At 67.3% G+C, this 14,011-nt stretch carries 9 protein-coding genes; 3 read left to right on the forward strand and 6 right to left on the reverse strand.

Annotated features, from left to right (window positions below; genetic code table 11):
- Positions 1-26: 26 nt before the first annotated feature.
- From JWQ05_RS08305 to JWQ05_RS08330, 6 genes are all read right to left on the reverse strand, one after another.
- On the reverse strand, positions 27-1,199 hold the full coding sequence (locus JWQ05_RS08305; protein WP_299657432.1) for a GGDEF domain-containing protein: 1,173 nt from the start codon (positions 1,197-1,199) through the stop codon (positions 27-29).
- 137 nt (positions 1,200-1,336) lie between these two features.
- Positions 1,337-2,977, reverse strand: coding sequence for an EAL domain-containing protein (locus JWQ05_RS08310; RefSeq protein ID WP_299657434.1), 1,641 nt, complete (start codon positions 2,975-2,977; stop codon positions 1,337-1,339).
- A 622-nt stretch (positions 2,978-3,599) separates the two neighbouring features.
- Positions 3,600-5,036 carry a glycosyltransferase family 2 protein gene (locus tag JWQ05_RS08315; RefSeq protein WP_299657437.1) on the reverse strand — a complete coding sequence of 479 codons (1,437 nt, stop codon included), beginning with the start codon at positions 5,034-5,036 and terminating at the stop codon, positions 3,600-3,602.
- On the reverse strand, positions 5,036-6,088 hold the full coding sequence (locus JWQ05_RS08320; RefSeq protein ID WP_299657440.1) for a HEAT repeat domain-containing protein: 1,053 nt from the start codon (positions 6,086-6,088) through the stop codon (positions 5,036-5,038). The genes JWQ05_RS08315 and JWQ05_RS08320 overlap by 1 nt, the downstream gene beginning before the upstream one ends.
- Before the next feature lie 118 nt (positions 6,089-6,206).
- The gene (locus JWQ05_RS08325; protein WP_299657443.1) at positions 6,207-8,474 is read right to left on the reverse strand and encodes a tetratricopeptide repeat protein; all 2,268 of its coding nucleotides are present in this window, start codon (positions 8,472-8,474) and stop codon (positions 6,207-6,209) included.
- Positions 8,475-8,680: 206 nt separating this feature from the next.
- Positions 8,681-9,913, reverse strand: a complete 1,233-nt coding sequence (locus JWQ05_RS08330; RefSeq protein WP_299657446.1) for a hypothetical protein — start codon at positions 9,911-9,913, stop codon at positions 8,681-8,683.
- Between the two features lie 742 nt (positions 9,914-10,655).
- Between JWQ05_RS08330 and JWQ05_RS08335 the strand changes: the two genes are divergently transcribed.
- The 3 genes from JWQ05_RS08335 (at position 10,656) to JWQ05_RS08345 (ending at position 13,832) form a co-directional block, all read left to right on the forward strand.
- On the forward strand, positions 10,656-12,614 hold the full coding sequence (locus tag JWQ05_RS08335) for a polysaccharide deacetylase family protein (protein ID WP_299657449.1): 1,959 nt from the start codon (positions 10,656-10,658) through the stop codon (positions 12,612-12,614).
- Positions 12,615-12,645: 31 nt separating this feature from the next.
- Entirely contained in the window at positions 12,646-13,026 is a 381-nt protein-coding gene (locus tag JWQ05_RS08340; protein WP_299657452.1) for a hypothetical protein, read from the forward strand.
- Between the two features lie 656 nt (positions 13,027-13,682).
- On the forward strand, positions 13,683-13,832 hold the full coding sequence (locus JWQ05_RS08345) for a hypothetical protein (RefSeq protein ID WP_299657455.1): 150 nt from the start codon (positions 13,683-13,685) through the stop codon (positions 13,830-13,832).
- Positions 13,833-14,011: the final 179 nt, after the last annotated feature.

A 14,011-nucleotide genomic window follows, 5' to 3' on the forward strand; every position in this document is an offset into this window, starting at 1 on the left:
CCTGCGCCGACTATCCTGTATCCGCGTCACGCACCCGTCGACAAAGGTCGGCGGAGTGGGCTCACCGCTACGCGGTCGCCCCCTTTCGCACGGGCCTCGCGCAGGGATGCGATCGCACGCGCCAGGGGCTCGTCCGGAAATTCCTCGTCGGCACGGACCTGTGCCGCCCCGATCCGCACGTCGACCGCCGCCGATTGTCCGTCGGCGATCAGTGGGCGCTTGTCGAGTTCGCGCAGGATGCGATGGCCGGCGAGCTCCACCGCATAGAGATCGGTCTCCGGCAGGACCACCGAGAAGACGCCGGCGTCGTCGATGCCGACGAAGTCGCTGGGCCTGAGCATCTCCGACAGGCTGTCGTGCAGGCTTCGCATCGCCCTGGGGTCTGTGGTGCCCGACGAGAACTCCGTGGCGATGACAAGGACAGAGACGGGTCTGCGATAGCGGCGGGCGCGCCGAATTTCAGCGACCGCGCGCTTGGCAAAGCTCTGTGCGGTAAGTGCGCCAGTGACCGGGTCCGTCATGCCGATGGCCGTGAACTCCTCGTCGTGGAGCCCGAGCCGGCGCCAGAGCGGCCTTGCAACGGTAATACCCTGAATCAGAAGTGCCAATAGGACCAGACCGCTCAAGACGCGCTCGATCACCCCGAGCGTATCGGCCTCGGCCGCGTTCGAGCGCAGATAGGCCTTGACGATGGTGTCGAGACCATTCGGAAAGGACTCGCCGGCAAACCGCGCGATCGCGTCAGGGCCCTCGCCGGCTTTCTGATCCTGCGGCCGGCCGCTTTCGGTGGCGCGAACCCGGTCGAGGAAGCCTTGGACATCCGCCGCGAGCGGATGGTCCCCCTCGGTATAGAGGGCCTGGAACGCCGCGGCGGAGGCCGTCGAGACGCCGAGCGCGGCATCGCCGCGACGCAGGAGGTCATGTGTCCGCCCGAAACGAGCGGCGGCCTGTCCGCGCTGAAATTCCGAGGCGTGATCGCCCTCGGCGGCACGTGGGACGAGGTAGGCTATTCGTTGGGCCAGCGCCTGCTGCTCACGCGCGAGATCGAGCAGGACGACCGTGTCGCGCTGTGCGGCCAGAGCCGTCCGGGCGGCGAAATGGGTGGCTGCCAGCGCGATCAGCGCCAACGCGACAGTGCCAAGGTAGAGGACCAGGGTCGCGCGTTGCTGAAGCGGCTGCTGCACGAAGAGCTTCGACATCGCGTCGTCCCGTCTCCTGAGATCGCGGCTGATTCTGTTCGCCGCTGCGAAGCGGCAGGGATGCGTCCATCAGGGCGTCGGTCATCGGGGCGATGGACGCTGCGTGGCGATCAGCCTAGCAGTCCCGCTGGGATGTGTCAGGCCGCGTGCAGGTTGCGTCCAGACAAGTACTCCCGCACGAAGTCGTCCTTCGCCCGAGGCCGGCCGAAGAGATAGCCTTGGAGATGGGTACAGCCGTAATCGCGGACGGTCGCGTGTTGGTGCTCGGTTTCCACGCCTTCCGCGGTCACGGTCATACCGAGACTGCGCCCCAACGCGACGATCGCTTGCACGATCGAGGCCGTGGCCGTGTCGGCGAGGTCTTGGACGAAGGACTGGTCGATCTTGAGCTTATCGAACGGAAACTTCCTCAGGTACGAGAGGCTGGAATAACCCGTCCCGAAATCGTCCAGGGAAACCCGCACGCCGAGTCTGCGTAGCAGGTGCAGCGCGTCGACCACCTGTGGCAGGCTCTGCATCAGCACCGTTTCGGTGATTTCGAGCTCCAGCCGCTCCGGAGCGAGGCCGGTCTCCGCCAGGGCGTGCATCACCACCTCCACGAACCGGGCCTGCCGGAACTGGACGGCGGAGATGTTGACCGCGATCCCGAGATCGCTGGGCCAGGCAACCGCATCGCGGCAGGCTGTACGCAGGACCCATTCGCCGAGTTGAACGATCAGGCCGGTCTCCTCGGCGAGCGCGATGAAGGCATCGGGCGACACGAGGCCGTTGCGCGGGTGGCGCCACCGCACCAACGCCTCGGCTCCCGTCGGACACCCGGTCTGCGCATCCACGAGCGGCTGGTAGAAGACCTCGAACTCGCCGCGGGAAAGGGCGCCGCGCAAATCGATCTCGAGGTTGCGCCTCGCTTCGGCCGCTGCGTCCATCACGGTCTCGTAGAAACGCCGGGTGTTGCGGCCGTCGGACTTGGCGCGGCTCAGGGCAAGGTCGGCCCGCTTCAGGAGGATCTGGCTGTCGCGCCCGTCGGTGGGCGCCACCGCGATCCCGATGCTCAGGCCGATGTCGACGAGCTTGCCCTCGACCCAGGTCGGCACGGTCACCGCTTCGATCAGGCGCTGGGCGAGCGCAGCCGAACTCGCGGGCTGGCTGGCGGCCCCGATCTGAAGGATCGCGAATTCGTCGCCGCCGAGCCGCCCGACCACATCCTCAGCACCAAGCGCTCCACGCAGGCGGGTCGCCACCTCGACCAGAACCGCATCGCCGGTGCGATGGCCGAGGGTCTCGTTGATGACCCCGAGGCGATCGAGATCGAGGTAGAGCAGGGCGAACGGGACGCCATCGCGGTCGAGGCGGCCGAGGCACTCGGCAAGACACGAATGAAAGCGGCCCCGGTTCACCAGCCCGGTCAGCCCGTCGTGATGCGCCATGTGGGCGATCTGGCGCTCGCGCGCCCTCAACGGGGAGAGATCGGGCAGGAGGTCGCAGATCCGCATCCCGGCGTCCCGACCCGATCGGGAGCCCGTCGGCCCCGCCGGACCGGGTTCGTTGTCGCGACCACGGACGACGCCGTCGGCATCGGTTCCCGCACGCATCTCATCGGCGATCGCGAGGATTTGGCGATATGGGGTCCGGGTTTCGGCCGATTCGCCGGGCCGCAGGTCCGGCCATTCGGAGATCAGCCCGGCGAAATCGACCAGCCGCCGCGCCTCGGCGGCCCGGAGCCGGCGCGGAGCCGTATCGAACAGGCAGAGGCTGCCGATCGACACATCGTGCGCCATGCGGACGGGCGCCCGGGCGCGGAGGACAGCCCCGGCGGTTTCGAGGTTCGATTCGGCGCTCGACGCGTGATGGTGAAACTCGGATGGAAAGTCGGATCGGCGAAGGCGCGCGCAGGCCTCGCGTTCGGCCTCCGTTTCCGGGAGATCCGTCCCGGCTCGGACTTCGAACAGGCTCAGCGCGGGATCGGCGAAGACCAGCCGGACGATGGACGGCCGAAACGCGGCCGCGGCAAGTCGGCAGAGCGTTTCAAGGCGATCGATCGTCGGATGCACCGTCTCTTCCTCACAAACCGATGCGGACAGATGGAACGAGCGTCGCGTCATCCGATCCCTGCCTGTCGTTGCTCTTCAACGAAGCGGCGGTCCGACCCGGAAAGTAGAAGACCGGTGGTTAAATTAAAATCAAAGTCTGCATCCGCGCCGCAGGGAAACGGATCGCGTCCGGCACCTGAAGCCGGCCGCTTCCGAGGAGACCGTAAGCTTTGCGGCAGGTTGCACAGTCGGGCCCCACGACACTGTGGATGGGTACGGGCCGGCGACAGGAAGACCGGATCCGCATTCTGCATTCGCCGGTCCGAGACGAAGACTTCGGGGCGGCCCTGTGCTGACCGGACGCGTCGCGTCAGGTGCTCCGGAAACCGACGCGGCTCATCACGCCCCAGCCCTGGACGCCGCGCAGGAACTGCCACATGCCGCGCAGCCGCCAGAGGTTCGAGATCTGGCGGTAGCCGAAGTTCTCGATGACGGCGATGCCGGTCAGCAGGACGAGATCCATGACGCGGGGCACGCGCTGCAACTCGATTTCCTCGAGGATGAGCGAGGCGACGCTGACGAAGATCCCGAACACGAAGGTCAACGCCAGGAACGCCAACAGGTATTCCACCGAGAGCAGCCCGAGCATCCACAGCATCGGCACGAGCAGGTAGCCCAGCACCTCGATGGGCGGCCCCAGCACGTCGACGACGAGGACGTGGCCGAAGCCGAGGAGACCGATGCGGCCGTACCGGGGCCGGAACAGCATGTCGCGGTGCCGGAAGAAGGTCTCCAGGGCGCCCCGCTGCCAGCGGCTGCGCTGGCGCCCCAGAACCCGCCAGGATTCCGGTGCCTCGGTCCAGCAGACGGGTTCGGGCACGAAGACGATCTGATAGTCCTGGCCCCGGTCGCGCAGATGACGGTGGATCTTGACGACGAGCTCCATGTCCTCGCCGACCGTTCGGTGGCTGTAGCCGCCGACTTCGATCACGGTCTGGCGCTTGAACAATCCGAAGGCGCCCGAGATGATGGTCAGGGTGCGTAACCGGCTCCAGGCAAGGCGCGCCATCAGGAAGGCGCGCAGGTATTCCATCGTCTGGAACAGCGCGAGGAGGTTGCGCGGCAGCCCGAAGGACAGCACCCGTCCCCGCTCGATCCGGCAGCCGTTGGCGATGCGGATCGTGCCGCCCACCGCCACCGTGCGCGTCGGATCGTCGATGAACGGCTGCACCGCCCGCAGCAGGGCGTCGCTCTCCAGGATGGAATCCGCATCCACGGCGCAGAAGATCGGAAACCGCGACAGGTTGATGCCGGCGTTCAGCGCATCGGACTTGCCGCCATTGCCCTTGTCGACGACGAGGAGACGCGGATATTGCGGCGAGCCATACAGCCCGCGCACCGGCTCGTGGGGCACGACCTCCGTGTAGTGGCGCAGGATCGGCATCAAACCGAACCCGTCGATCATCGCCTGGAGGGTTCCGTCCTTGGAGCCGTCGTTGACGGCAATGACCTCGAAATCGGGGTAGTTCAGCGCCAGCATCGAGCGCAGCGAATCGACGATCGAGATCTCTTCGTTGTAGGCCGGGACCAGCAGCGAGATCGGAGGGCTGATCTCCGCATAGCGCCGCCAGAGCAGGCTCGCGCGCTTCTCCGGGCGCTGCGTCGCCAGTTCCCGCATGGCGAGCACGAGTTGCAGAACGTAGAGCCCGTTCTGCAGGAGGCCCGTGCTGATCACGATGAGCAGGACGATCTCGAGGAGCGACGTGACGATCGCGTCCATCGGAATGTCGAAATTGGCCAGGTCCATCACGCGCTCCTCCTGCGCTCGGCGAGAACGTGCTCGGCGGTCTGGCCGAGGGGTGTCTGCCCGGCCAGCGCCACCATTTCCTGCAGGGCGTTGATCCCGTCGTCGCCGAGCTTCGCCAGGGCCTCGCCGGCCCGATGGCGCACCCACCAATTGTCGTCGAGGAGAAGGTCGCAGAGTTGTGGCCCGAGTTCGAGCAAGCCCAGGCGTCCGACCGCTTCGGAGGCCTTGCAGCGAACTTCCCAGCGCGCGTCGGACAGGTAGCGGGCGATGGTATGATGGCCCTCGGGATGCCCGAGGCTGCCGAGGTTGCGCGCGACGGCGACCCGCATGTCCGTCGACGGCGAGTGTTCCAGGGACAGGATCAATTCGAGGATGCCCTCGATTCCGGTCTGCGTCAGGGCGTCGAGGCTGGCGGTCCGGATGCGGTCGCTGCGGTGGGCGTCCACCACGAGCTGGAGCAAGGCCTCGGGCCGCGTCTGCGCGAACTGGGCGAGGACGAGCTCGATGCGCCGGGAGCTGTTGACCTGGGCGAGCCGGGTGATCAGGGCCTCGTCGAACATAAGATCGCTGTCGAGGGCCGAGAGCGTCGTGGCGGCGGTGAAGCTGACGTCGTCGTGCCGATCGAGGACGGCCCTTCCGAGCGCCTCCGAGGTCGCCGCGGACGGGAACCAGGCGAGGCCCTCCGCGGCGGCGAGGCGGTTGCGGACCGGCCCCGCCGTGAGGTCGCGGCGCAGACGGTCCCCGATCCCGGCCGCTTCCGCCAGGGCGGCGAGCCGCTGCTGGCCCTCGCCACGCACGATCTCGAAGACTTCGATCAGGAGGTTCGTGGCGAGCTTCGTGTCCTGCGACAGCGCTGTGGTGATCGCGGCGGCCTGGCCGGCATCGCCGGTCTCGGTCCATTCAAGCATCTGATCGAGCAGGGTGTCGCGCCGTTCGGACTCGGCACGGATGCGGCCCGCGCTCTTCAGGCGCAGGACGATGAGGATCATCATCGTCGCCAGCGAAATGGCAGCCAGACCGAGCGAGATCTCCCAGATGAGGGTCAGGAACACGTTTGAAGCCCGAAATCTCCGAAGGCCCGACCCTGGCACGGATACGTTGCGCCTTCGTAAGGGCATCGCGTCTGGCGAACCGGTGGAACTTCACGAAAGGGGCAGACGGGTCGGGCCATCAGAAGCGCGTCGTCAGTCCGACGTTCACACTCGTGCGATCGTAGGATTTGACCCGGTCCTCGTGGGCCGCCGACACTTTCACGCTGATGGTCTCGTCGATGTCGTAGACGGCGCCGCCATAGAGCGCCTGGGTCGGGATCACCCGGCCGTCGGACGTATCCGGCGCGTCCGCCCAACCCACGAACAATGTCAGCCGGTCCATCGGCATGCTGTCGACCCGGACCGAATAGCCCCCGAACTTGTCCAGGCGGTCGCGCACGAAGGCCAGTCCGTCCGGTGCGCGCGTGGTGACCTGCGAGTTGGCGAGGATGCCGATGACCTTGCCCGACACCCAGAGGCGGCCGTCGAGGAAATACTGCCGGATGCCGGGGCTCGCCGTCTCGACCTCGGTGGCGAGATACTTGGCGTAACCGGAATCCAGGGTCAGCAGGGTCGCGCCGAACCCACCCTCGCCCTTGGAGACGCGCAGCGTTCCGCCGGCCTCGGCGAAGACGATCGGCCTGTAGACGGCGTCGGGCGACCCGCCGACGCGCAGGTAGCTCGTCCACGAATCCGACCAACGATGATCGATGCGGGCATCGAGCAGGGTGTTCAGGATCTTGAACCGGTTCGTCACTTCGATGCCGCCGGAGATCGTCGTCCGCTCGTTCAAGGCGTATCCGAGATGGGCGCTGCCCTCCTGCCAATCGGCGCCGCTCCGGGTCAGGCTGCTCAGGGAGCCGTCGAGGTCGAGCCGCCAGCGCGGGCGAATGCCTTGCGCGACGCGCGCCTTGATCTCGGCCGAGGCAGGGTCCACGGCGGCGGCGTCGCGGTAGACGAGGCGGGCCGCGTCGTCCTGCAACGTGCCACGCAGGGAATCGCCCAAGCCCAGGAGGATGTCGGTATCCTCAGGCAGGCTGGTGCGCAGTTCGCGGAACATCACCTCGGCCTCGGCGGGTTCGCCACGCGCCAGAACCACCCGTGCGGACAGGGCTTTGGCCTCGGTATTCCCGGGGCGGCGAGCGAGCACGCGTGCGATGCGCGGTTCGGCCTCGTCGAGCTTGCCCTCGTAGAGGTCGACACGGGCGAGGCCCAGGATCGCGTCGTCGGAATCCGGGTTGATCGCCTCCGCGGCCTCGAAGTCGCGGCGGGCGTCGGCAAAGCGCGTCTTGCCCTGAAAAGCCGCCATCGACCCCGCCGAGACGAGAAGGTCGGCGTCACGCGGATGGGCGCGCAGGAGGGTTCGGTAGATGGCCTCGGCGGCGGCAAACTTGCCGGCCTTGCGCAGAGCCCGCGCCTGATCGGTGCTGCGACGCTCGGCGGCCTGGGCCTGCTTCTTGGCCTGTTCGATCCGCTGGGCCTCGCGGTCGCGCGCGGCCTTCTCCGCCGCCGCAGCGAGGTCGGCGGTGGCGCGGGCGATCTGTGCCTGAAGGTCCCGCGCCTCGCGGTTCTTGGGCTCGCGGGCGAGCAGGATGCCGACCTCGCGGGCGGCCTCAGCGGGTCGCTTCTCGTAGAAAGCGATGCGGGCAAGGCCGAGTCGCGCGTCGCCGTAGGTCGGCGCTTTGCCCAGCGCCTTGAGGAAGGCCGCGCGCGCCTCGGCGAAGCGCTGCCGCGTCACGAGGGCGAGGCCGAGCTCCACCTGCGCGTCGACGTCGTCGGGATTGAGGGCGACGACCTTGGAGAACCGCGCGATCGCCACATCGAAACGGCCCGCCTTGCGCGCGGCCTGGCCTTCGACGAAGAGGCGCCGCGACTCGGTGTTCGGGGGATCCAATTTCGGCGTTTCGGACCTTGGGGCGTCCGGTCTCGGCGACGCGTCCGCGCTCGAACGAAGCTGAGGCTCCCCAACGGGCGCAGGCTTGCGCGCCGCGGTGAGCTGGAGATCGAGGGCTTTCACGTCGGGATCGCTGGGCGAGCGCTGCTTCAGGGCGGCGAGTTCCCGCTCCGCACCGTCGAGATCCTTGGTGGCGAGGGCGACCCGGACGAGGCCGGCGCTTGCGTCGTCGTAGTCCGGCGAGGTGGCCAGGACCTTGCGGAACGCCGCGCCCGCCTCGTCGAAGCGTCCCTTGGCGAAGAGCGCGAGGCCGAGCTGAAGCCGGGTATCGACATCGGCGGGCTTGAGCGTCGTGGCGCGGGAGAGGGCCGCGATCGCCTCGTCCACGCGCCCGGCCTGGCGGGCGGACGTGCCCTCGCGCAAGAGGCGCTCGAACGTCACTTCGTCGGTCGATTGCGCATGGGTCGGACCGCTGGCGATCGCCCCGGAAAGGCACGCGAGAGCCAGCGTCACGAGGGGTCGCATCGCGCCAAGGCGAGGAGGCAATGGCTGGCGATTCACGCGACAAACTCGCTGACACCCAGGCCTGATCCGCATCGAGGCGGCGTCGGGCCTGGTGATTCCAAGGATAGACTGGCGACGGGTAAGGTTTGTCTATCCTTAGTTAATGCGCGGTGAAGCGTTCGGGAGCGTCCGCAGGGTCCGGCACAGCCTTGCGGTCAGTCGATCAATCCGTGCAGGGCGAGACCCGAGAAGCTCGGCCACGCCGACAGGGTGGGTAAAATCTGCGCGATCACTTCGTCGAGGCGCCGTCGATCACCCAGAAAACTCACGCGCGCGCCGGGAACCACGCTCTCACGCTCCAGGGCGTAGAGCCGGTCCGAGGCGCTCAATGTCACCGGTGCGGCCAGCATGAGCACCAAGGCGTCGCCTCCGGCTTGCGGCACGAGCAGCAGATCACCGGTCGGCGCGGGGCGGTAGGTCCGCGCGGTCTCGTCACCCACCGGCCCAGCCTCGACGGCGACGTGAAGCGGCCGTGCGGCGGAGGCGCTCCAATCGAGCAGCGGCTGCGCGGCAGTGAGGATGTCGGCGGGCGTCGTGCGATAGGCCATCACCGTGACGCGCTCGGCGACGCGCCCGATGGTCGGCAGGACAAGTCCGGCGGAGCCATGGAGCGGCAACCAGAACGGCAGGACGAGATCGAGATCGAGCCCTGCGGCGTTGGCAGACAGGCCGTCGAGGGTCGAGGCCCAGCCGCGCAGGATGTGCTCGGGCTCCGCCTGGAATCCCGGCAGGAGGTAGGGCTCGATGTCGTATTGCACGCCGGCGAGACGGCGGTCCCCGGCCGCTCGACGCTGATAGGCGACGAGGGCACCGAGCCGGCGGATCGCCACCGCCCTGCCCGCGTCCAGCGCCATGCCGGGATCGCCCTCCACGACCGCGACGCCGATGCCCGACGCCCTCGCGAGCCCGACGAATTCCGAAAAGCGCGCTTCGTCGGCAAGGGCGCCGTCCTCGATCTCGACGCTGACGAAGAGGCGTTCGGCACCGAGGGCCAAGGCCTCCGCGACCAGGCCTTCCGGCGCCTCGCGCCAACGGCGCGGCCGCCAGGCCCAGGCGGATCGCCGGACCTGCACGGTGCCTGGATTCTGCGTCCGCGACGCGAGCCGCAGGTCGAGGAGGGTCAGGGTGCCGGCGGTCGGTGGGCAGGCCAGGACGAACCACGACGAATGCGCTGCTTCCTCTGCCGTCGGGATCTGGTCGAATGTCCCGTCGGTGGGCAGGCCGACGGCTCGTCCGTCGCGCCCCGGGCCGGCGAGGGCTCCGGAGAAACCGGCATCCCCCGTCACGTGCCCGTGCAGGGCGAATTCGGCGCCCGCGGGCAGACGCGCAGGGCCCGGATCGAGGACGAGCCCGGCAGGCTTGTCGCCGGCCCCGCAGCGCAGCGTCACAGACTCATCGGTGCGGCCGAGAATGGCCCTTTCCTCGACGCCGAACGTCCGTACGGAGAGAGCCGGAATCAGCGGCCGATCGAGGGGAAGAGTGGCCGGGCGCGCGGCGGGTCGCGGCGGTTCCTCGAAGCTGACGCCCGCCGGCACGAAGCCAGCCGCCTGTCCCGTGCCGGAAAGGACCAGACGGTCGCGCCCCGGTGGCTTCGCCTGCGGCAGGGCACCCGCCCAGCGGACGCTCCCAGGCGGGACCGGAAGGGCAATGGTCCGGCAGCCCTCTGGTTGGGTTTCAGACCCTCCGGCAGCGATCGTCAGACGCCCGTCCGCGTCGCGACACAGGACCGCAGGGTGGGCTGTCCCCGGAATTTCGACGTTTCGCGCCATCACCGTGCCTCCGGTCGCCAAAGCCTGAAGCGCAACGGTCAGCGCGACGGCCCTCCCGATCGCGTGCTTCGCCTGAGAGTCGTTCATCGTCCTCATCGACCCCTCAGCCCGGCGCGGACCCAATACACTCGATCCTGCCCATGTCAGGATTGGCATCGGTTTAAGGAAGCCCAGCGAAGCCGCGCGGTGCCGTTGTCCGTCCGGCGAGCCTATCGCTCCGCTGGATCGGGCGGGCTGAGTCGAACGTCCGTGCCTCGTCCCATTCTTCGCGCTAGGCCCACCGGTCAGGGCGTGGAGCATGCTTAACCCCTCGTTGATCCGTGGCCTCTAGAGTCGCCGTCAGGGTGAATGACGGCGGGCCATGAGCGAGCAAGCTTCCCATCAGCAGGGCAACCTGTGGCGTCGGATCGGACTGGGCCTCCTCGTCCTCGTCTTCCTGACGCCGGTGGTGCTCGGCGTGCTGCACTACCGGTCGCGGATCTTCATCTTCTCCGGACTTTCGGGCCCATCCGAGACATCGACGGTCAAACCGGCGGTTCCGGCGAATTGGCGGACCTATCAGGGCGGGGACACGGCGCGCCTCGCCATCCTTCTCACCGACGAGGCATCGGCCTGGCTCGGCCTCGTCCACGGCCTGAAGAGCCTCGGCGTCCCCTTCACGGTGACACGGGACGTCTCCGAGGCGCTGCGGCACAAGGTCGTGCTGGTCTACCCCTACGTGTCCGGGCTGGTGCTCAAGCCCGACGAACTCCGGCGTCTCGCCGCTCATCCGACCTCAGGCGGGACATTGGTCGCGGCCAACGTCCTCGGCGGTGGCCTCAAGGAGGTCTTCGGCTTCGCCGACGTCCAGGCGTCGCGCAAACGCTTCGCGATGGATTTCTCGGCGGGGAGCCGGACCTGGCTCGGGTTCGACGAGCCCGAAGAGAAGACCGTCCGCTTCGGGGATCCGGCGCGCAGCGCGGAGGCGCAACTCGGCACCCACGGCTATGGCCAGGCCTTCGACGCGGTCGCCGCGTTCGACGACGGCGCGGCCGCGATCGCCCGGCGCCGCTTTCCCGGCGGCGGCGTCGCCTACGCCCTCGGCTTCGATCCGGGCTTCCTGCTGCTCATCGGCCAGAACGCCCGGGGCACCGATATCGAGCGCGACTACGTCAATGCGTACTCGCCGCAGAACGACCTCGTCCTGCGCTTCCTGCGGCAGGTCTGGCGCGAGGGCGAACCGCTGGCGGTCAGCCTCGGGCGCGTTCCGGAGGGCAAGCCGCTCGCCGTGATGATGACCTTCGACGTCGACTTTACCCGGTCGCTTCCCAACGCCGTGACCTACGCCGAACTTCTGCGGGAGCAGGGCATCCGGGGCACGTTCTTCATCCAGACCAAGTATCTGCGCGACTACAACGACGAGATCATCCTGACGGACGAGTCGGCCGCCCACCTCAAGCGGCTGACGGAGCTCGGCATGGAACTCGGCAGCCATACGGTCGCCCATTCGACCGTCTTCCGTGATTTCCCGATGGGCGACGGGAAGGAACACTATCCGGACTACCGGCCCATCGTGATCAGCCGGGACCAGGCCCGCGACGGCACCATCCTGGGTGAATTGCGGGTCAGCAAGTTCCTCGTCGAGTCGCTCGCCGCGCCGGTGAAGGTGGTGAGCTACCGTCCGGGACATCTCTCCTACCCGGCGGGATTACCCCAGGCGCTCGAGGCGACGGGGTTCCGCTACAGCTCCTCCGTGACCGCGGGCAACGCACTCTCGCACCTGCCGCTCCGGCTCAACTATGGCCGTGGCGCCGAAGCGGAGACGGACATCTTCGAGTTCCCGCTCACCGTGGAGGACGAGCGGACACCGCTGATGGGTATGCGTTTGGCGCAGTCTCTCGAGGTCGCGCGCAAGATCTCCCGCGACGGGGGCCTCTACTCGGTGCTGATCCACCCCAACATCCTCGGACACAAGCTCGACTTCGCCAGGGGCCTCACCAAAGCCCTGCAGGGCCGGGCCTGGTTCGGAAGCGTGGACGAGTTCGGCGCCTGGTGGGCCGCCCGGGACGGCATCAGCCTCGATGCCAAGCGCGAGGGCGACAGCGTGACGATCCGAGTGGTTCCCAAGCGCCCAGTGCGGGGGCTCACCATCGAGATTCCGCCGAACTGGCAACTCGAAGGCCCGGAGGCCAGCGACGTTCGCTTCAAGCCGCGCCCCGGCGCGATCACGATCGCAGACCTGCCGGGGCCCGCCACGCTGCGCTTCCGGCTCGTGCCGCGCAGCGGAAACACCGTCGTGAGTGCAGAGCCGGTGGCACGCGGGAGCCTCGGCCTAAGGTGAGACATGCCGGCCGGGGATGCAACGTGCACCCTTGCGCGGCGTGACGCTCCGAGCCTTCGCCAATCACGCGGTCAAAGCCCGAAAAGTTGGGTTCGGCGCGGGCCGGACTGCAAGGCTTGGGGACACTTCAGCATCAAACACGATTTCCGCGGTCCCTCGGGGGCTTTCCGCAACGGAAGCTCTCCACGCGCCAGCGGTCACCGTGCTGGTTCTGCCATTGAGCCATCTGCGGCTGCGCCACCGTCAAGCACTGTTGCGGGGTCGATATATCCTCGTCAAACGCGTGGACGCGCATGACGCAATGTGCGGGGTTACCAACGAGGCAGGTGAAAAAATAGAGCCCATACAGCATGCGCTGGATCTCCGGATCAACACCCAGCACTCGGTCTGCCGGATCATCGTCAACGGATGAAGAGCGCATTTGTGCAGCCCTGCGTCAGAATGACAGTATTTAATCTGAGTTATATTTTTACACTTGCAGGTAGACGATCTTTGTACCTGAAAAGGAAATTCTTTCCCACAGGGAAGTTGAAAACTTTTCATCGAACGGGCATCGGTCGATACACACACCCATCATTAGTGATGAAGCAGTCCGCGAGAGACCCAATGTTGTGCAGCTAATTCCCACGGTTATTTGGGGACGTCACCCGTCTCCGCAGAGATTCAAATCCCATTTCGCATGAAGAAAGCGCATTGACGACAGGATCGCTAATCTCACGACATACAACATGAGGCATCACGATGCCGATCGATCCGAAGAAGCCATGCGGGACACATGCCCTCGTCCAGTGAACTTTCGACAATCGAGGTCGCGTCTTACGTCACCGGGAGGTGACCGGCAGCCGCACGGCTCAGCGACATCATGCGCCTCACGGTTTGCAATGACACCTTAATGGTCACAGCCCCGGAGTACATGCTGTTCGGCATGCGCGAGCTCAACTGGGCCTTCACCGCCCCGCCCGAGCAGGCGAAGGCGTCGCGGATCGAAATAGGCCTGCCGCGCCCCTGGACAGCGACGGTCCGATCCTCTCACCATCGATGGCGTCAATCGAACAGAGGGAGCCTGGAATGAACGATGCGAGGCTTCGCGCCTTCGAGGCGCGCATCGACGCATTGGAAGGCGAGATCAAAAAAGCGCGGAACGACATCCACTGGGCGATCGGCCTGATGTTCGTGGTCCCGGTCGGGTTGCTGATCATCTTGCGCGTGTGGTCCTAAAGGCCCGTGGTGCGCGTGCCCCGAGCGTTCCTGTGACTGCACGGCGACCTTGAGACGGAGCCCGAGGGCGAACACGAGATCCGAAAGATTTCGGATGATCGGCGCGCGTTCTGCCCGGGTCATTCATCCTATCGGTAGCTGGAAACGCGCCGCTAGCTTGTCGAAGGTATTTGTCCGAT

This window comes from Methylobacterium sp. (genome assembly GCF_028290105.1).
Classification (GTDB): Bacteria; Pseudomonadota; Alphaproteobacteria; order Rhizobiales; family Beijerinckiaceae; genus Methylobacterium.

What these genes read in the sequence shown, in the direction of transcription:
- JWQ05_RS08305 (WP_299657432.1), bottom strand. Translation starts at nt 1,199, where the DNA reads ATGTCGAAGCTCTTCGTGCAGCAGCCGCTTCAGCAACGCGCGACCCTG.
- JWQ05_RS08310 (WP_299657434.1), bottom strand. Translation starts at nt 2,977, where the DNA reads ATGGCGCACGATGTGTCGATCGGCAGCCTCTGCCTGTTCGATACGGCT.
- JWQ05_RS08315 (WP_299657437.1), bottom strand. Translation starts at nt 5,036, where the DNA reads ATGGACCTGGCCAATTTCGACATTCCGATGGACGCGATCGTCACGTCG.
- JWQ05_RS08335 (WP_299657449.1), top strand. Translation starts at nt 10,656, where the DNA reads ATGAGCGAGCAAGCTTCCCATCAGCAGGGCAACCTGTGGCGTCGGATC.
- JWQ05_RS08345 (WP_299657455.1), top strand. Translation starts at nt 13,683, where the DNA reads ATGAACGATGCGAGGCTTCGCGCCTTCGAGGCGCGCATCGACGCATTG.